Genomic DNA, 16,706 nt, shown 5'->3' with positions numbered 1-16,706 from the left:
CAGGTCAAAATGGAAAAGGCTCAAGAGGCGGGGTCGTTCTGTTCCAGCGCCTGGCGTCGTTGTTGTTGCTGGCGCTGCAGGATGTACCGGGCCAGCAGTTGGCGCTGGGCGTCGGTCATGTCGATGAATTCGGTGCCGACCTCGTGATTGCCTTCCGGGCGTGGGTCGCAGTGGGTGACCCGCGCGCGCAGCAGTAGGCCGAGGGCACGGGGCATGAGGATCATCTTCACTGCCAGTCGCGTACCGGGGGCGATGGGCGTTGCATGGGCGAACTCGATGCCGCCTTCGGAGAGAATCACCCGCCGGGGCTTGCCGATTTCACCCAGCAGGGTCTGGGCGAGCACCGCGCTGAGCAGGTCGATGCGTTTGTTCTGTACCCGCAGGAAGGCCGCGAGGGTGCGGTCCTTCTCGCTCAACTGGCGCATCAGGTGCTGGGACTCGAAGTCGGCCAGGTGCAGTTCGCTGAGCAGATTGAACAGCGGTGAAGCATCCTGCAACAGGTCTGTCTCCTGGCCTTGGGCCGTGTCCAAGGCGTTGATTTCAAGTGCGATACTGTCTTCGATGCGGTAGTATTCGCGGCGATCTTCTTCGTCTAGTGTCGTCATGGCGAACCCATGGTTACGGCGGTGGTCCGAGTGTAAAGCCGCTGCAGGCGCCCTGCCACAAGGACGTTCCCTTTCATCCGAACAAGCCCCGACATGTTCAGACCTCTTTTCGTATTCATTGGCACCCGCTACACCCGTGCCAAGCGTCGCAACCACTTCGTCTCGTTCATTTCGCTGACTTCGATGATCGGCCTCGCCCTTGGCGTGGTGGTGATGATCGTGGTGCTGTCGGTCATGAACGGCTTCGACCACGAGATGCGTACCCGCGTGCTGGGCATGATCCCCCATGCCACGCTCGAAACCGGCCAACCGCTGGACAACTGGTCGGGTCTTGCCCAACAAGTAAAGCAGAATCCACAGGTGCTGGCGGTCGCGCCCTTCACCCAAATGCAGGGGTTGCTGACTCATGACGGCAAGGTGCAGAAGGTGCTGCTCAACGGCATCGACCCTGCGCTGGAGCGGCAGGTATCCATCATCGAGAATTTCGTCCTGGAGGGCAGCCTCGACAAGCTGGCGCCGGGCGAATGGGGCATCATGATCGGTGACAAAGCCGCGGCCAAGCTGGGCGTGGGTATCGGCGACAAGCTGACCTTCGTCGCCCCGGAGGTCAGCGTGACCCCGGCGGGCATGTTCCCGCGCATGAAGCGCTTCACCGTGGTCGGCACCTTCCACGTTGGCGCCGGCGAAATCGACGGTTACCTGGGCCTGACCAACATCAGCGACCTCTCCCGCCTGCACCGCTGGAAGGCCGACCAGGTCCAGGGCCTGCGCTTGAAGTTCGACGACCTGTTCCAGGCCCCGCGTGTGGCCTGGGATATCGCCCAACGCCTGGGCGAGCAGGAGTTCTACACCCGCGACTGGACTCGCAGCCACGGCAACCTGTACCAGGCCATCCGTATGGAGAAGGCCATGATCGGCCTGTTGCTGCTGCTGATCGTGGCGGTGGCGGCGTTCAACATCATTTCCACACTGGTGATGGTGGTCAACGACAAGCGTGGCGACATCGCCATCCTGCGTACCCTCGGCGCCACGCCGGGGCAGATCATGGCCATCTTCATGGTCCAGGGGACGGTGATCGGCGTGGTCGGCACGTTGATCGGTGCCGTCGTCGGCATCGTCGCCGCACTCAATGTCAGTGCGGTGATCGCCGGCATCGAGAAGCTGATCGGGCACAAGTTCCTGAACGCGGATGTGTACTTCATCGATTACTTGCCGTCGCAGATCATGGCCGAGGACGTCTGGATGGTCTGCGGTGCGGCGTTAGTCCTTAGTTTCTTCGCCACCCTGTATCCGGCCTGGCGTGCGGCCCGCACCCAGCCAGCAGAGGCGCTACGTTATGAGTGAGTCGCGCATGAATAAAGCCGTACTGAGCTGCCGCAACCTGGGCAAGTCCTACGAGGAAGGGCCGGAGTCGGTGAAGGTGCTGTCCGGGTTGAACCTGGAGCTGCATGCAGGTGAGCGGGTGGCCATCGTCGGCAGCTCCGGCTCCGGCAAGAGTACCTTGCTGAACCTGCTTGGCGGCCTCGACACTCCCACCCAGGGCAGTGTCTGGCTCGCGGGCGAGGAGCTGTCTGCCCTTGGCGAGCGCGCCCGTGGCCTGCTACGCAACCGTGCGCTGGGCTTCGTCTACCAGTTCCACCATCTGCTGCCGGAGTTCACCGCCCTGGAGAACGCCTGCATGCCGCTGCTGATCGGCCGCACGCCGATCCCCGAAGCGCGTGAGCGCGCCGAGGCCCTGCTCAAGCGGGTGGGCCTGGGTCATCGTCTGAACCACAAGCCGGCCGAACTTTCCGGTGGCGAGCGCCAGCGCGTGGCAATCGCCCGTGCCCTGGTCAACCGCCCGGGCCTGGTGATGCTCGACGAGCCCACCGGCAACCTCGATCACCACACCGCCCTTGGTATCCAGGAATTGATGCAGGAGCTGTCCAGCGCTTCGCAGACGGCGTTCCTGGTGGTCACCCACGACTTGAACCTGGCGCGTCAGATGGACCGCGTGCTGCACCTGGAAGACGGCCGTCTGGTGCCGATCTGAGTCGATTGCACGGCGCGGCACGGGCTGCGCCGTAACCTTTTTTCATTGGGTGTTCTCGTACATGTTCAGACCCTTGCCCTTGTTCATCGGTGCTCGCTACACCCGTGCCAAGCGCCGCAACCAATTCATCTCGTTCATCTCCATGACCTCGATGATCGGCCTGTCCTTGGGCGTGCTGGCGATGATCGTGGTGCTGTCGGTGATGAACGGTTTCCAGCGTGAGATGAGCTCGCGCATCCTGGGGCTGGTGCCACACGCCAGCATCCTGGGGGTGCAGCCGCTGAATGACTGGCGCAAGGTGGCCGATGCGGCGCTGAAGAATCCTGCCGTGGTCGCAGCTGCGCCCATCACGGAAATGGAAGGCATGTTGTCCTATAAGGGGGCGATGCAGCCGATCCAGGTCAGTGGCATCGACCCGGCCGAGGAGGGCAAGGTCTCCATCGTCGGTCAGCATATCGTTCAGGGGCGCCTGCAGGACCTGGTCCCCGGCGAGTATGGCGTGGTCATCGGTGAGCTCACCGCGCGGCGTTTTCGTCTCAATACCGGCGACAAGCTGACGCTTATCGTCCCTGAAATCAGCAAGGCCCCTGGCGGTATCACGCCGCGCATGCAGCGCCTGACCGTGGTCGGCATCTTCAAGGTGGGCGCCGAGCTCGACGGTTCCCAGGCTTACATCCATGTTGCCGATGCCGGCGACATGCAGCGCTGGGCGTCGGGTAGCGTGCAGGGGGTGCGCCTGAAACTGCAGGACCTGTACGCCGCACCCCAGGTATCCAAGGCAATTGCCGCAGGCCTGGGCGATGCCTATCGCGCCGATGACTGGTCCCACACACAAGGCAGCCTGTTCAGTGCCATGAAGATGGAAAAGACCATGATCGGCCTGTTGCTGATGATGATCATCGCGGTGGCCGCATTCAACATCATCGCCACCTTGGTGATGGTGGTGAACGACAAGGGTTCGGACATTGCCATCCTGCGCACCATCGGTGCGACGCCTGCGCAAATCATGGGGACCTTCATGGTCCAAGGCTCGCTGATCGGTATCGTCGGTACCTTGGTCGGTGGTGTGCTAGGCGTGATCGCGGCCCTCAATGTCAGCCAGATCGTGGGCTGGCTGGAGCGGATCAGCGGGCAGCACATCTTCACGTCCGACGTGTACTTCATCAGCAGCCTGCCCTCTGACCTGCAATGGGGAGATGTGGCGATCATCTGCACCGCGGGGCTGGTCATGAGCTTCCTGGCCACCCTTTATCCCGCGTATCGGGCTTCCCAGGTGGAGCCGGCGATGGCGCTGCGTTACGAGTGATCTGAAGGGGCCATGGCGGCCCCTTCACAACGTTTCGGGCAGCTCGATCACGAACCGCGTCCAACCCTGCGCGCACTCGGCGCGGATGCTTCCGCCATGGGCCTGGATGATCGAACGGGTAATCGCCAGACCCAATCCCGCATGTTCGCTGCTGCCTTCCCGTCGGGCGGGGTCTGCCCGATAGAAACGGTCGAAAAGCCTGGGCAGAACAGCCGGTTCAATTGCAGGACCGGTGTTGGCGACGACGATGTGAGCCCCGGGCTGCAGCGACACGCGGATCTCCCCACCTTGCGACGTGAAACGCAGGGCATTGTCCAGCAGATTGGACAATGCCCTGCGTAGCATATGTCGGTCGCCCTCCAGCCGCGCCTCGCCTTCGCGCACCAGGCGCACCTCGGCGTCCTCGGCCAGCGGCGCGTAGTATTCCAGCAAGGCATCCAGCTCCACCGCCAGGTCCAACGCCTCGCGGTTGGGCATCAGCAGGCCGTGATCGGCCTTGGCCAGGTAGAGCATGTCATTGACCAGCTGGGCCATCCATTGCAGTTCCTCCAAATTGCCGTGCAACGCCTCGCGATACTCGTCGAGGCTGCGTGGACGGGTAAGGGTGACCTGGGTGTTGGTCAGCAGGTTGGACAGCGGTGTGCGCAGCTCATGGGCGATGTCGGCGGAAAACGCCGACAGGCGCTGAAAGGCATCATCCAGGCGTTGCAACATGGCATTGACGGTGGTGGCCAGCTCGGCCAGCTCCTCCGGCATTTGGGCCACGGGCAATCGGGTGGTCAGGGAACGGGCATTGACCCTGGCAGCCACTTCGCCCATTTGGCGCAAGGGCCGCAGCCCGCGCCGAGCAGCCCAGGCGCCGAGCAGGGCCGTGGCCAAAGCCGAGAAGCCGACGGTCAGCCAGATCAGACGCTGCATGCCTTGCAGGAAGTGTTGGTGGTGGGTGATGTCCAGCAAGAGGGTCAATTGGGCCGAGTCTGGGCTGCCTTCGTCCAGTTGGATGCACAGGCTGCGGTAGTCAACGCCATCGGCATGCAGGGTGGTAAGCCCGGTGTGGCTGGGGGTATCTGGCAAGTCGTTGCGGCTGTCGAACCACAGCGCGCCATCCGCACCGCGGATGCGCAAGGCCAGATCGGCCTGGTGGCTCAGTTCGTTGCGAAGGGCGGGCAAGCGCGACGCCAGGTCGGCAGGGCGGGTGACGCCTTCGAGCAAGGTGCGCATCAAGGACAGCCGGCCATTGAGCAGTTGCTGGTCCAGTTCGATGAAGTGCCGTTCGCTGGCGCGGCTGAACAGCAGGCCGGCGGTCAGCGAGACGGCCGCCGTGCAGACGGCGAACAGCAGGGCCAGACGCCCGCCTAGGGACACGCGCGGCATCAGTCGTGGCGCTCCTCGAGTACGTAGCCCATGCCGCGCACGGTATGGATCAGCTTGTTGTCATGGTGATCGTCGATCTTCAGGCGCAGGCGGCGGATCGCCACCTCGATGACATTGGTGTCGCTGTCGAAATTCATGTCCCAGACTTGCGAGGCGATCAGCGATTTGGGCAGTACCTCGCCCTGGCGGCGCAACAGCAGTTCGAGCAGGGCGAACTCCTTGGCGGTCAGGTCGATACGTTGGCCGGCGCGTTCGGCGCGGCGGCGGATCAGGTCCAGGCGCAGGTCGGCCAGACCCAGTTGCGTATCCTGGCTGGAATTGGCGCCCCGGCGAAGCAGCGTGCGCACCCTGGCCAGCAGCTCGGAGAAGGCGAAGGGTTTGACCAGATAGTCGTCCGCGCCCAGCTCCAGACCATGGACCCGGTCTTCCACGGCATCGCGGGCGGTGAGGAACAGTACTGGAGTTTCCAGGCCAGCCTGGCGTACTGCCTGGAGGATCTGCCAGCCGTTGCGCCCCGGGAGCATGACATCGAGAATCAGCAGGTCATGATCGCCAGTCAAGGCCAGGTGCTGGCCGGTGTCGCCATCACAGGCGAGTTCGGTGGCAAAGCCGGCTTCGCTGAGCCCTTGGCGCAGGTATTGGCCGGTCTTGACCTGGTCTTCGACGATCAGCAGTTTCATGTCCTGTCCATAATTCGAAAAGTACGCACCTGCCTCGGTGGGGCGGGGAAGCCCGCGTTCGCAGGAGGTGACGGCTGAAATGATACGTGACTCCGGCAAGCGGCAACCAAGCTGACAAAGTTGTAATCCGACTGTCAGCTAAGCGCCAGCGGAGCCTTATAGAGTGAGTCTCATCCTGCTGCATCTGTTTGGAGACTTCATGAAGCACCTGTTCATCGCCGCCGCCCTGGCCCTGGTCAGCCTGCCCATATTGGCAAGCGAAGCAAAAACCTTCGCGTTCGGTGAACCAGCCCCGGCATCCAAGGCCACTCGCACCGTGGAAGTCATACTCAAGGACATCGCCTTCGAACCGGCAGGCCTGGAGGTCAAGGCAGGCGAAACTGTGCGCTTCATCCTGACCAACCAGGGCAAACTGCCCCACGAGTTCAACCTGGGCGACGCGGCCATGCATGCCGCGCATCAGCAACAGATGCTGGCCATGGCCGGCATGAGCATGAACCATGAAGGCATGGACCACGGCGCGATGGGCGGGCATGGTCATGATGGCGGCAACACAGTGTTGGTACAGCCTGGCCAGCGTGCCGAACTGACCTGGACCTTCCGCAAGTCTGCGCCTATCGAGTTCGCCTGCAACGTGCCGGGCCATTACCAGGCCGGCATGGTCGGGAAACTGACCATCGAGTGACTTCGACCCCAAGGCGGGATGCAAAACCGGTAGAATGAGGGCCATCACGAGTCTTCAGGTCAGGTCCATGCATCCCGCCGCCGAACATTCCCCGCTGGGCAAGTCCAGCGAGTACATCGCCACCTACACCCCTTCGTTGCTGTTCCCCATTCCGCGCGCGGCCAAATGGGCCGAGTTGGGCGTGACCGCCCAAACCCTGCCGTGGCAGGGCGTGGACTACTGGAACTGTTTCGAGCTGTCCTGGTTGCTGCCTTCGGGCAAGCCGGTGGTGGCCATCGGTGAGTTCGCCATTCCGGCCGATTCGCCCAACATCATCGAATCCAAGTCGTTCAAGCTTTACCTCAACTCCTTGAACCAGACTGTCTTCGCCTCCACCCGCGAACTGCAGGCTTGCCTGGAGAAAGACCTGTCCACCGCCGCGGGCAAGTCTGTCACTGTTCGGGTTCGTACCTTGGCGGATGTCGAGGCCCAAGGCGTGGTAGCGCTGCCAGGCCATTGCATCGATGATCTGGATGTAAGCATCAGCAACTACGAGCAGCCCCGGCCTGAACTGCTGCAATGCGACCCGCAGCGCGTGGTCGAGGAGGCAGTGCACAGCCATTTGCTCAAGTCCAACTGCCCGGTCACCGGGCAACCGGACTGGGGAAGTGTCGTGGTGGCGTACAAAGGCCTGGCACTGGATCATGCGAGTCTGTTGAGCTACCTGGTGAGCTTCCGCCAGCATTCGGACTTCCATGAGCAGTGCGTCGAACGCATTTATCTGGATCTCTTGCGCCTGCTCAAACCGGAGCACCTGACCGTGTATGCGCGCTATGTGCGTCGTGGTGGCCTGGACATCAACCCTTACCGCAGCACCGGGGCGATCAGCCCAGACAATCAGCGGCTCGTTCGTCAGTAAGTTTGGCGTGGTCCGCGGCGGGCTCTGTTCGCGACACAAGGCCGCTCCTACAGCACGATGTCCGTAGGAGCGGCCTTGTATCGTGAGAGGGCTGCGCAGCAGCCCCGGATGAGCAGGGTCAGATACCCATGCTGTGGAGATAGTTGGCAATATTGCGCAGTGTGGCGGTCAGGTCGGGGTGGTCGACCTCGAAGCGTTCAATGGCGAGGTTCACACCGTCAACCAGGTTGTTGTCGGGGGTGGCTTCCTCAAGCTTGAGTTGCGCCTCTATCTGCCTCGCTTCCTCGTGCAGACTGGCCAGTTCTTCGTCCGACAGCGGTACATTCCGATCCAGTTGCTCGCGCAGGCTATTGAGTCGCTCTTGCAGTTCGCGGGCGGGCATTGGGTGTTCTCCCTCTATGGCTTGGCAAGGCATGGACCTTCGCGGTGGTGCAAAGGTTCTGGCCTGTTTCCAAGCGTAATCCACCTGCAGGCGCTTTGCATGATCGGTGTCAACGACCCTGTATCAGGGCTTTTCGCCCTTGCGCCGGCGCAGGGCGATGTCCGCCAGGCATGTATCCAGTGCTTCCAGATGGTCGATCACCGAGTGTACGCCGAGTCCGAACAGCTCCAGGGTGGCCTTGCCGCGGGCCAGTTCGCGCGCCTGCTCGGTCATGGCTTGCCACTGGCTGGAGCCGACCTCGCATGATGGGCTGCTGTTGGCCAGGCCTACCGTCCATAGCCCCGCGTTGAGGGCCGATTGCAGCAGGCGCGGCTCCCCGCTGACCAGCACACAGCCGTCCAGGCGGGTGCTGCGCAGGGTCATCAACGCCTGCCAACAGGCGTTCGGCGCGGGCCAGGGGCAATCATTGAGCGCTTGCCCGGGCAGCCAGTCCGGCAACACGTTGGCCAAGCGTTTGCCCTGGCTGGCGCCCAGTTCATCGAGCCACATGCACGGTACCTGGCGTTCACGCAGGACCGACAGGATGTCCAAGGCCCCAGGGGCGGGGTGGGGAGTGCCGTTGACCGCCTGGACCAGGCAGCCACGCAGTCCGAAGAGTACGGCGGTGAAGGCAGATGCAGCTTCCATGGCAGCGTCCCTCAAATACTCCGCAGGCTAGCGGGCGCTTGTTACCGGTGGATGACATCGCAACGGTTGTTCACATAATCTTGATTAAAAATGTGTAAAGCTGCTTATCAGCCGATGAGCCTTTATACTGGCGTCTTAATTTCGCAGCGCACTCATGTGCCTGCTGCCGTCAAATCCGATGGAGAAACATCTATGCGTAGGATCGGTGCCGGAGTGATCGAGCGATTCACCCAGGCCTGTGTCTGCGCCAGCCTGCTGCTGGCGCCCGTGGCAGCCACCCAGGCGGCCACCGAGGAAGATCCCTGGGAATCGGTCAACCGACCGATCTTCAAGTTCAACGATACCCTCGACACCTATGCCCTCAAGCCATTGGCCAAGGGTTATCAGGCCGTCACCCCGCAGTTCCTCGAAGATGGTATCCACAATATCTTCCGCAATCTGGGCGATGTCACCAACCTGGTCAATGATGTGCTGCAGCTCAAGCCCCATGCCGCGGGCGTCGACACAGCGCGCCTGATCGTCAACACCACGTTCGGCCTGGGCGGCTTCTTCGACGTCGGTACCAAGATGGGGCTGCAGCGCAACGACGAAGACTTCGGCCAGACCCTTGGCTATTGGGGCTTGGGCAGCGGTCCTTATGTGGTCATTCCATTCCTCGGTCCAAGCACCGTGCGCGATGGCTTGGCCAAATACCCGGACACCTACACCGAACCCTACCGCTATATCGACCACGTGCCGACCCGCAACTCTATCTTCGCCCTGGACGTGATCGACACCCGGGCCAACCTGTTGTCGGCAGAAAAACTGATCACTGGCGACAAGTACGTGTTCATCCGCAACGCTTACCTGCAGAACCGTGAGTTCAAGGTCAAGGATGGGGAAGTCGAAGACGACTTCTGATTCGTGCGGGTATGTCAAAAGGCGACCTTCGGGTCGCCTTTTTTCGTCTTTGCTTCAATGCAGGGCCAGGATGCGCAAACCGAACTTCTGCTCGCCGCCGGGTTGATCGGCGATCCACACTACCTCGGTGCTGGCTTCCAGGCCCTTGAGGGCAGGGTGGTCGGATTCGATCCGTGCCTGTACTTTGTCACCGACCTCGAAATGTTGCTCGGCCTGTACCTGCATGCCGCCACTGGAGAGGTCGAGGCAGACGGCCGAGATCACCTGGCCCGCATGCAGGAGGGTGACGCCGGCATCGATACGCATGCGAATGAAGTCGCGTTTCTCGCTGTGGTTGGTGGGGGTCTGAGGCATGCTGCATCCTTCCCATTGGGTTGCACGGATCGGCTTTCTTATAACTCTCGGTGATTTGCCCTGTAAAGTGCGGGGAACTCGACCGTCGCATGGCTTGAAACGCTTGGCGGATGGGAGTACCGTCTGCGCCTTACAAGGCACCTCTGCCAGTTGCCGGGCCAGTTTTCTTGTCCTACAACTCAAGTAGAGAGTCACCACAGAGTATCCCTGTAGCCGCCGTCTGCCTTGCTGACGTCGCTACGCCAACCAATCCGGCGCCGTTCGCCCACATGCAGAAAACCAGTGCAACGCTGCTGATCATCGATGACGACGACGTGGTCCGTGCCAGCCTCGCCGCCTATCTGGAAGACAGTGGCTTCAGCGTCCTCCAGGCCGGCAATGGCCAGCAGGGGCTCCAGGTCTTCGAAGAACACCAGCCCGACCTCGTGATCTGCGATTTGCGCATGCCGCAGATGGGTGGCCTCGAACTGATCCGTCGGATCAGCGAGCGGGCGCCGCAGTTGCCGGTGATCGTGGTCTCCGGAGCCGGTGTCATGAACGATGCGGTCGAGGCCTTGCGCCTGGGAGCCGCCGACTACCTGATAAAGCCTCTGGAAGACCTGGCCGTGCTCGAACACTCGGTTCGCCGCGCACTTGACCGTTCGCGCCTGGTGCTGGAAAACCAGCGCTACCGCGACAAGCTCGAGGCCGCCAACCGTGAGCTGGAAGCCAGCCTGCACCTGCTCCAGGAGGACCAGAACGCCGGTCGCCAGGTGCAGATGAACATGCTGCCGGAAAGCCCGTGGACAGCTGGCGATTTGTCGTTCGAGCACCAGATCATTCCGTCGCTGTACCTGTCGGGTGATTTTGCCGATTACTTCCGGGTCGATGAGCGACGTATCGCCTTCTACCTGGCCGATGTCTCCGGTCACGGCGCGTCTTCGGCGTTCGTCACCGTGCTGCTGAAGTTCATGACCACCCGCTTGCTGTTCGAATTCAAGCGCAGCGGCAAGATGCGCGAATTCAAGCCTTCCGAGGTGCTCAGCCACATCAACCGTGGTCTGATCAACTGCAAGCTGGGCAAGCACGTGACCATGGTGGGTGGGGTGATCGACGAGGAAACCGGGTTGATGACCTACAGTGTTGGCGGCCATCTGCCGCTGCCGGTGCTTTACACCCCGGGACAGGCTCGTTACCTGGAAGGCCGTGGCCTGCCGGTGGGGTTGTTCGAAGAGGCCAGTTACCAGGACCAGGTGCTGGAGCTGCCGTCGCGCTTCAGTCTGACCCTGATGTCCGATGGCATTCTGGACCTTTTGCCAGGGGATACACTCAAAGATAAGGAAGCGACCTTGCCGGAAATCGTCAAGGACGCGGGGGGCAGCCTGGACGGGCTGCGCCAACGATTTGGATTGGCTACGCTTGGGGAGATGCCGGATGATATCGCCCTATTGGTGTTGAGCAGGAACCTTGAATGAGTACCGGTAGAATCCAGTTCGCCGAGCAGAGCGGGACCTTTGTTCTGAAGTTCGTCGGTGAAGTGCGCCTGACCCTGTGTTCGGCGCTGGATGCAACGATCGAAAAGATCTTCACCGCGCTGAACTTCTCGGCCATCGTCATCGATCTGACCGAGACCGAGAGCATCGACAGCACCACGCTTGGCCTGCTGGCCAAACTGTCGATCCTGTCCCGGCAGAAGGTCGGCCTGTTGCCGACCGTGGTCACCACCAACCCGGACATTTCTCGGTTGCTGCAGTCCATGGGCTTCGATCAGGTGTTCAACATCGTCGATCGTCCGGTGCCGTGCCCGGAGTGCCTGACCGACCTGCCATCCCAGGACCAGAACGAAGATGTCGTGCGTTCCAAGGTGCTGGAGGCGCACAAGATCCTCATGGGGCTGAACGATTCCAACCGTGAGGCCTTCCACGATCTGGTCAGCGCTTTGGAGCGCACCTGATTCTTATCCTGTGTCGATCCCTTGGCGGGTGAACCCGTTCCCCTATCCTTCACAAGCTTTGCGGCTCGCGGTATTCCAGTGGGAGCGGGTTTACCCGTGAAGCGCCCAGCGCAGGCCGCCGCTGTCATTTGCGCTGCGTAAATTCCGTAGCTTCGTTCCCCGCGGCGCTCAGCTGGAACACCCGCGTCGGTCGCCCCTGCTCATCGAACCACACCTGCCCCAACCCTGCGCCATTCCACAGTCGCTCACCCGCCTGGCTGCGGCTGGGCGTGCGCGGCACCACTTCCATCTGTCGGCGCTTGGTGAACCAGTTGAGTGGCGAACGCGGGGCATAGAGCCAGCGGTTAAGGCGGTCCAATACGTCCAGTAGGCGCTTGGGAAACTGGTTCTTGATGCCGCTGCTGGTGATCTGCCACAAGTGCGGGCTGCGCTGACGGTGGCGGATCAACACCTCATAGACGAACGAATAGTGCACGTCGCCCGACAGGACTACATAGTGCCCTGGGGTACGCGAATGGCTGAAGATGTTGAGAATCACCTGTGCCGCGCCCCGATGGGCCATCCAGTTTTCCGCATCCACCAACAACGGGTAGCCCAGCCAGCTGAACACGCGCTGGACCGTTTCGATCAGCTTGACCCCGAAGATCGGTGCCGGCGACACGATGATCGCCGAAGGATGATCCAGCAGTGCCTGCTGCAGTTCGCACAAGGCTTCCCAGTCGAGCAGGCCTGAAGGCTTTTTCAGGCTGCTCTCGCTGCGCCAGCGACGGGTGCGGGTGTCCAGCACCAGCAGTGGTGGCTCGGTGGCCAGGCTGAATTGCCAGCCCTGAAAGCTTAGCAACTGGTCGATCAGCGTGTCCTGGGCCTGGGCGTCCAGGCATTGTTGCAGGCTGCGTTCGCCCAGGGCCTTGCACGGCTCGATCAGCTCCCGGCAGCTGTCCGGATCGTTGCCCCAGCCCTGGCAGAGCAGGTAACCGAGCAGCGCATTGCCGATGATCCGACGCGAGAAGGGATGCCCATAGGCGGTCTCTTCCCATTGCGCCGACAGGTTCCAGTCGTCGGTGATGTCGTGGCAGAAATAGTCGAACCTTGTCTGCTAATGGACATGCTTCAAATAGCTGTTTTAGATAGCTTTTAAGGTGGTGGCAGAAAATCCATATGGACAAACGTTTTGTATGGACATGCTAGCGAAAAATGTCCATATCCCAGTAGCTGCTCGGACCCTCACCTGCGGCACAGGTGTGGTATTTGTTGAGTTGATCGTTGATCAATTTGCAGTGCTGGCAATTGGTATCGTCCCTTCCAAGCGCCCAGCCAAGTCGTAGACCGCGAATGTTCTGAAAAGCGATCGATGACTTCCGCAAGCTTTTGTGCGTTCACGGGGAGCGCCTTCTGGATATTTGTTTGCCTACCCATGGGGTTGTCCACTGTGCGGTCCTCGTCGTCCACTGCCGAGCTGTCATAGCCCAGGCCCATGCTCCAGCGCAGGGGCGTGGCCTGGTATTGGGCGCCGAGCGAGGCGTGCCAGGTGTCCTTGTATTTGCGGTCGACGGAGCGGCTGATACCACCGTTGTTGGCATCGACCTCCACGCCCACATCGCCGAAGTCGCTCCAGTCTTGCCAGCCGAGGCTGCCCAGCAGCGTCCATTGCTCGTCCAGCTCGTGGGCCACGCTGAAGGTGGCGGTTTGCGGGACGTTCAGGTCCAGCTCCAGGGTATCCACATCAAGCCTGCGCAAACCAGCGTTGAGGATCGGGTTGCTGATGTTGTGCACGTGGGGGCTGTCTTCGAACTCCAGCTTGATCTTGCTGGTGTAGGCAAAGCCGAGTTTGGTGCGTGGGCTGAGCTGGTAGAGCACCCCTAGGTTGACGCCGGTGCCGACGTCAGTGTCCTTGTATTCCAGCTGGCCATCGGGACGGTCGCGCAGGCCCAGCAGGTTGTTGTTGATGGCCATTTCGGTGCGGTAGTAGCCGTACATGATGCGCGGGCCGATGCCCACGGAGAGGTCATCGGTGAACTTGTACGCCAGCGTCGGCTGGAAGGAGACGCCGATGATCGCCGCCTCCTGGGTGAAATAGGGCCGTGTGTCTGCGCTGCGCTGGCGTGCTCGACCGGCACACGGCCCTGAGCGTGCAGCAGCGCTTGGCCCTGGGGGTGACCGGTGCAATCCTGCTGGCCTTCGCCAACCTCTACCCGGTGATGACCATCAGCATGCAAGGCCTGAGCAACAGCGCCACGCTGTGGGACTCGGTGCTGATCCTCAGCCATGGCACCATCACCTTCATCGCCCTGGTAGTGGCGCTGGCGGTGATCCTCGCCCCGACGTTGCAGGTCGGTTTGTTGATCTGGGTGCTGGCCTTCGCTGTGGCGGGCAGGCGTGCGCCGGCGTTCGCCGTGTGCATGCGCGGCCTGGAGGCATTGCGGCCGTGGAGCATGCTGGAGGTGTGCCTGCTGGGCGCCCTGGTGGCGGTGATCAAGCTGGCGGGCCTGCTGGACGTGATCCCGGGCATCGGCCTGCTGGCGATGGCGGCGCTCAGCGTGTTGCTGATCGCTATCGCCGGACGCGACATCCGTGACCTGTGGAGGCTGGTATGAACCTGCCGCCGCGGGCATCCGAGCTGGACCTGTGCCTGTGCCATGGCTGCGGCCATGCCTGCGACCTCAGCCTGCGCTTGCACCATTGCGACCGCTGTGGCGCGCCGTTGCATGCGCGCAAGACCCAGGCCGTCACGCGTGCCTGGGCCTACCTGCTGACGGCCCTGGTGTTCTACGTGCCGGCCAACCTGTTGCCGGTGATGCACACCGAGATGCTGGGGCAGGGCAGCGACAGCACCATCGGCGGTGGCGTCCTGGAGTTCTGGGAAAGCGGCGCCTGGGACATTGCCCTGATCATCTTCATCGCCAGCATCGGCGTACCGGCGATCAAGTTCATCGCCATGCTGATGCTGCTGGTCACCGTGCAACGCCACAGCGCCTGGGCGTGCCGGCAACGTACCAAGCTCTACCGTTTCGTCGAGCTGATCGGCTACTGGTCGATGCTCGATGTGCTGGTGGTGGCCCTGGTGGCGGCCTTGGTGCAGATGCGCGAACTGGGCACCATCGAGCCGCGTGCTGGCATCCTGTTCTTCGGCCTGGTGGTGGTGTTCACCATGCTCTCGGCCATGAGTTTCGATCCGCGACAGATCTGGGACAACGCTTCACACACGGAGGACTCCTGATGGAGCAAGGCAGCGAACGGCAGGCCACGGCGGGGCCGGCAGACATCCATACCCGACGCTGGAATGTCTCGTTGGTATGGATCGTGCCGATCATCGCGCTGTTGATAGGCGCGTCCCTGGTCGTGCGCAGCTGGATGCAGGAAGGGCCGGTGATCACCCTGTCCTTCAAGACCGGCGAAGGCCTGGTGGCACACAAGACGCCGGTCAAGTACCGCAGCGTGGTGATTGGCGAGGTGACTTCCGTCGAGCTGGCCGAGGACAAGAAGGGCGTGGTCGCCAAGGTGCAGCTGTCCAAGGAAGCCGAGTCGTTCGCCACCGAGGGTGCGCAGTTCTGGGTGGTCAGGCCGCGCATTGGTGCCGGCGGCGTCACGGGGGTCGATACCTTGTTGTCGGGCAACTTCATCGGCGCCGACGCCGGCCAGTCGACCAAGCCGGCCAAGGTGTTCACTGGGCTCGAGTCGCCGCCGCCGATCACCTACGGCGAGAAAGGCAAGCGCTTCACCCTCCACGCCAAGGACCTGGGGTCGCTCGACATCGGCTCGTCGATCTACTACCGCAAGATCCCGGTGGGGCAGGTGATTTCCTATGCCTTGCAGCCGGACGGCAAGGGGGTTGACATCGGTATCTTCATCCAGGCCCCCAACGATGCCTTCGTCACCCAGAACACGCGGTTCTGGAATGCCAGCGGCATCGATGTGGACCTGGGCGCCAATGGCCTCAAGGTCAACACCGAGTCCCTGTCGTCGATCCTGGTCGGCGGCCTGGTGTTCGGTGAACCGGAGTCGGCCGGCCAGGCCGAGCCGGCCCAGGACCAGCAGGCGTTCGAGCTGTATGCCGATCGCGGCACCGCCCTGGCCCCGCCGACCGGCAAGCAGCAGTTCCTGCGGCTGCGCTTCGACCAGTCCATGCGTGGCCTGGCGGTGGGAGCCCCGGTGGAGTTCATGGGCGTGGAGTTCGGCAGGGTCACGGCGGTGGAGCTGGACTACGACGAGCAGAAGCAGAGCTTCCCGGTAATGGTCGATGCGGTGGTCTACCCGCAGCGGCTGGGGGCGGTCTACCAGAAGATGTTCAAAGGGCTCAAGCGCCCGCCGGGGGGCGAGGAGGCGGGCAACCACCTGATCGGCCGCTTCGTCGAGCATGGCCTGCGGGCCCAGGCACGTACGGGCAACCTGCTGACCGTGCAGCTGTACGTGTCGTTGGATTTCTATGCCGATGCGCCCAAGGTCACGTTCGATGCCTCGCAACGCCCGCTGCGGATCCCCACCGTGCCCGGCAGCCTGGACAAGCTGCAAGAGCAACTGCAGCGGGTGATCGCTCGCCTAGGCGAACTGCCGATCGAAAGCATTGCCGGCAACCTGGACGCCAGTCTGCGTGAACTACAGGCCAGCCTCAAGCAGTTCAACGGCCAGACCCTGCCAGGCATCAGCCGTACCCTGGAAGAAGTGCGCAGCACGCTCAAGCATGCGGACTCGGCGTTCGCGCAAGGATCGCCGCAGCGCGAAAAGATGAGCGACACACTCAACGAACTGGAGCGTATGTCGCGTTCGCTGCGTGACTTGTCCGACTACCTCGGCCGGCACCCCGAGTCGCTGATCCGCGGACGCCCCAAGGCCATCGACGCCACCCAACTGCGGAACTGAACCAAGGAGTGAC

Annotated in this window: 16 protein-coding genes and 3 pseudogenes; 11 read left to right on the top strand and 8 right to left on the bottom strand. The window is 62.4% G+C overall.

What is annotated here, in order from left to right; all coding sequences use genetic code 11:
* Positions 1-20 precede the first annotated feature (20 nt).
* Positions 21-605 (bottom strand): PilZ domain-containing protein, encoded by a 585-nt coding sequence (locus tag AB1N67_RS16940; RefSeq protein WP_043212871.1) that lies wholly within the window; start codon positions 603-605, stop codon positions 21-23.
* A gap of 93 nt (positions 606-698) precedes the next feature.
* Between AB1N67_RS16940 and AB1N67_RS16935 the strand changes: the two genes are divergently transcribed.
* The 3 genes from AB1N67_RS16935 to AB1N67_RS16925 all read left to right on the top strand — a co-directional run bounded on the left by AB1N67_RS16935 (position 699) and on the right by AB1N67_RS16925 (position 3,943).
* On the top strand, positions 699-1,949 hold the full coding sequence (locus tag AB1N67_RS16935; protein ID WP_043212874.1) for a lipoprotein-releasing ABC transporter permease subunit: 1,251 nt from the start codon (positions 699-701) through the stop codon (positions 1,947-1,949).
* A gap of 7 nt (positions 1,950-1,956) precedes the next feature.
* On the top strand, positions 1,957-2,637 hold the full coding sequence (gene lolD, locus AB1N67_RS16930; RefSeq protein ID WP_170831790.1) for a lipoprotein-releasing ABC transporter ATP-binding protein LolD: 681 nt from the start codon (positions 1,957-1,959) through the stop codon (positions 2,635-2,637).
* Positions 2,638-2,698: 61 nt separating this feature from the next.
* A complete protein-coding gene (locus AB1N67_RS16925) occupies positions 2,699-3,943 on the top strand; it encodes a lipoprotein-releasing ABC transporter permease subunit (RefSeq protein WP_043212881.1) in 1,245 nt (414 codons plus the stop codon).
* Positions 3,944-3,967: 24 nt separating this feature from the next.
* On the opposite strand, the gene AB1N67_RS16920 is transcribed toward AB1N67_RS16925, so the two are convergent.
* Complete coding sequence (locus AB1N67_RS16920) at positions 3,968-5,320, bottom strand: heavy metal sensor histidine kinase (protein ID WP_367863873.1); 1,353 nt, start codon at positions 5,318-5,320, stop codon at positions 3,968-3,970.
* Positions 5,317-5,997: a heavy metal response regulator transcription factor gene (locus tag AB1N67_RS16915; RefSeq protein ID WP_043212887.1), complete on the bottom strand. Its 681-nt coding sequence runs from the start codon at positions 5,995-5,997 to the stop codon at positions 5,317-5,319. The genes AB1N67_RS16920 and AB1N67_RS16915 overlap by 4 nt, the downstream gene beginning before the upstream one ends.
* A gap of 199 nt (positions 5,998-6,196) precedes the next feature.
* Here AB1N67_RS16915 and AB1N67_RS16910 point away from each other — a divergent pair, with 199 nt between their 5' ends.
* Both AB1N67_RS16910 and queF read left to right on the top strand, forming a co-directional pair.
* Positions 6,197-6,682, top strand: a complete 486-nt coding sequence (locus AB1N67_RS16910) for a plastocyanin/azurin family copper-binding protein (protein ID WP_043212889.1) — start codon at positions 6,197-6,199, stop codon at positions 6,680-6,682.
* Positions 6,683-6,749: 67 nt separating this feature from the next.
* Positions 6,750-7,580 (top strand): NADPH-dependent 7-cyano-7-deazaguanine reductase QueF, encoded by an 831-nt coding sequence (gene queF / locus AB1N67_RS16905; protein WP_367863306.1) that lies wholly within the window; start codon positions 6,750-6,752, stop codon positions 7,578-7,580.
* A gap of 118 nt (positions 7,581-7,698) precedes the next feature.
* On the opposite strand, the gene AB1N67_RS16900 is transcribed toward queF, so the two are convergent.
* Both AB1N67_RS16900 and AB1N67_RS16895 read right to left on the bottom strand, forming a co-directional pair.
* A complete protein-coding gene (locus AB1N67_RS16900; RefSeq protein WP_043212894.1) occupies positions 7,699-7,962 on the bottom strand; it encodes a DUF4404 family protein in 264 nt (87 codons plus the stop codon).
* Positions 7,963-8,085: 123 nt separating this feature from the next.
* On the bottom strand, positions 8,086-8,649 hold the full coding sequence (locus AB1N67_RS16895) for a phosphonoacetaldehyde phosphohydrolase-related protein (protein WP_043212897.1): 564 nt from the start codon (positions 8,647-8,649) through the stop codon (positions 8,086-8,088).
* 192 nt (positions 8,650-8,841) lie between these two features.
* Between AB1N67_RS16895 and AB1N67_RS16890 the strand changes: the two genes are divergently transcribed.
* The gene (locus tag AB1N67_RS16890) at positions 8,842-9,549 is read left to right on the top strand and encodes a VacJ family lipoprotein (protein ID WP_043212899.1); all 708 of its coding nucleotides are present in this window, start codon (positions 8,842-8,844) and stop codon (positions 9,547-9,549) included.
* A gap of 54 nt (positions 9,550-9,603) precedes the next feature.
* Here AB1N67_RS16890 and AB1N67_RS16885 read toward each other — a convergent pair whose 3' ends face one another.
* Positions 9,604-9,903, bottom strand: a complete 300-nt coding sequence (locus tag AB1N67_RS16885) for a PilZ domain-containing protein (protein WP_043212901.1) — start codon at positions 9,901-9,903, stop codon at positions 9,604-9,606.
* Between the two features lie 269 nt (positions 9,904-10,172).
* On the opposite strand from AB1N67_RS16885, the gene rssB reads away from it, so the two are divergent.
* Both rssB and rssC read left to right on the top strand, forming a co-directional pair.
* A complete protein-coding gene (rssB, locus tag AB1N67_RS16880) occupies positions 10,173-11,357 on the top strand; it encodes a two-component system response regulator RssB (protein WP_043212903.1) in 1,185 nt (394 codons plus the stop codon).
* The gene (rssC, locus tag AB1N67_RS16875; protein ID WP_008099230.1) at positions 11,354-11,836 is read left to right on the top strand and encodes an anti-sigma factor antagonist RssC; all 483 of its coding nucleotides are present in this window, start codon (positions 11,354-11,356) and stop codon (positions 11,834-11,836) included. The genes rssB and rssC overlap by 4 nt, the downstream gene beginning before the upstream one ends.
* Positions 11,837-11,960: 124 nt before the next feature.
* Here the strand turns inward: rssC and AB1N67_RS16870 are convergent.
* Together AB1N67_RS16870 and AB1N67_RS16865 are read right to left on the bottom strand one after the other, a co-directional pair.
* A pseudogene (locus AB1N67_RS16870) lies at positions 11,961-12,908 on the bottom strand (alkaline phosphatase family protein); the annotation flags it as partial.
* Positions 12,909-13,246: 338 nt separating this feature from the next.
* Positions 13,247-13,912: pseudogene (locus AB1N67_RS16865) on the bottom strand (OmpP1/FadL family transporter); the annotation flags it as partial.
* Here AB1N67_RS16865 and AB1N67_RS16860 point away from each other — a divergent pair.
* The 3 genes and pseudogenes from AB1N67_RS16860 to AB1N67_RS16850 all read left to right on the top strand — a co-directional run.
* Positions 13,912-14,430 (top strand): annotated as a pseudogene (locus AB1N67_RS16860) (paraquat-inducible protein A); the annotation flags it as partial. The pseudogenes AB1N67_RS16865 and AB1N67_RS16860 overlap by 1 nt on opposite strands.
* The gene (locus tag AB1N67_RS16855; RefSeq protein ID WP_367863305.1) at positions 14,427-15,053 is read left to right on the top strand and encodes a paraquat-inducible protein A; all 627 of its coding nucleotides are present in this window, start codon (positions 14,427-14,429) and stop codon (positions 15,051-15,053) included. The pseudogene AB1N67_RS16860 and the gene AB1N67_RS16855, both read left to right, overlap by 4 nt.
* Positions 15,053-16,693, top strand: coding sequence for an intermembrane transport protein PqiB (locus AB1N67_RS16850; RefSeq protein WP_367863304.1), 1,641 nt, complete (start codon positions 15,053-15,055; stop codon positions 16,691-16,693). The genes AB1N67_RS16855 and AB1N67_RS16850 overlap by 1 nt, the downstream gene beginning before the upstream one ends.
* The last annotated feature ends 13 nt before the right edge of the window (positions 16,694-16,706 follow it).

The sequence above is a fragment of the Pseudomonas guariconensis genome (genome assembly GCF_040822035.1).
Lineage (GTDB): Bacteria > Pseudomonadota > Gammaproteobacteria > Pseudomonadales > Pseudomonadaceae > Aquipseudomonas > Aquipseudomonas guariconensis.
The sequence above is the reverse complement of the archived record's forward strand: the minus strand, read 5'-3'. Positions and strand labels throughout refer to the sequence as shown.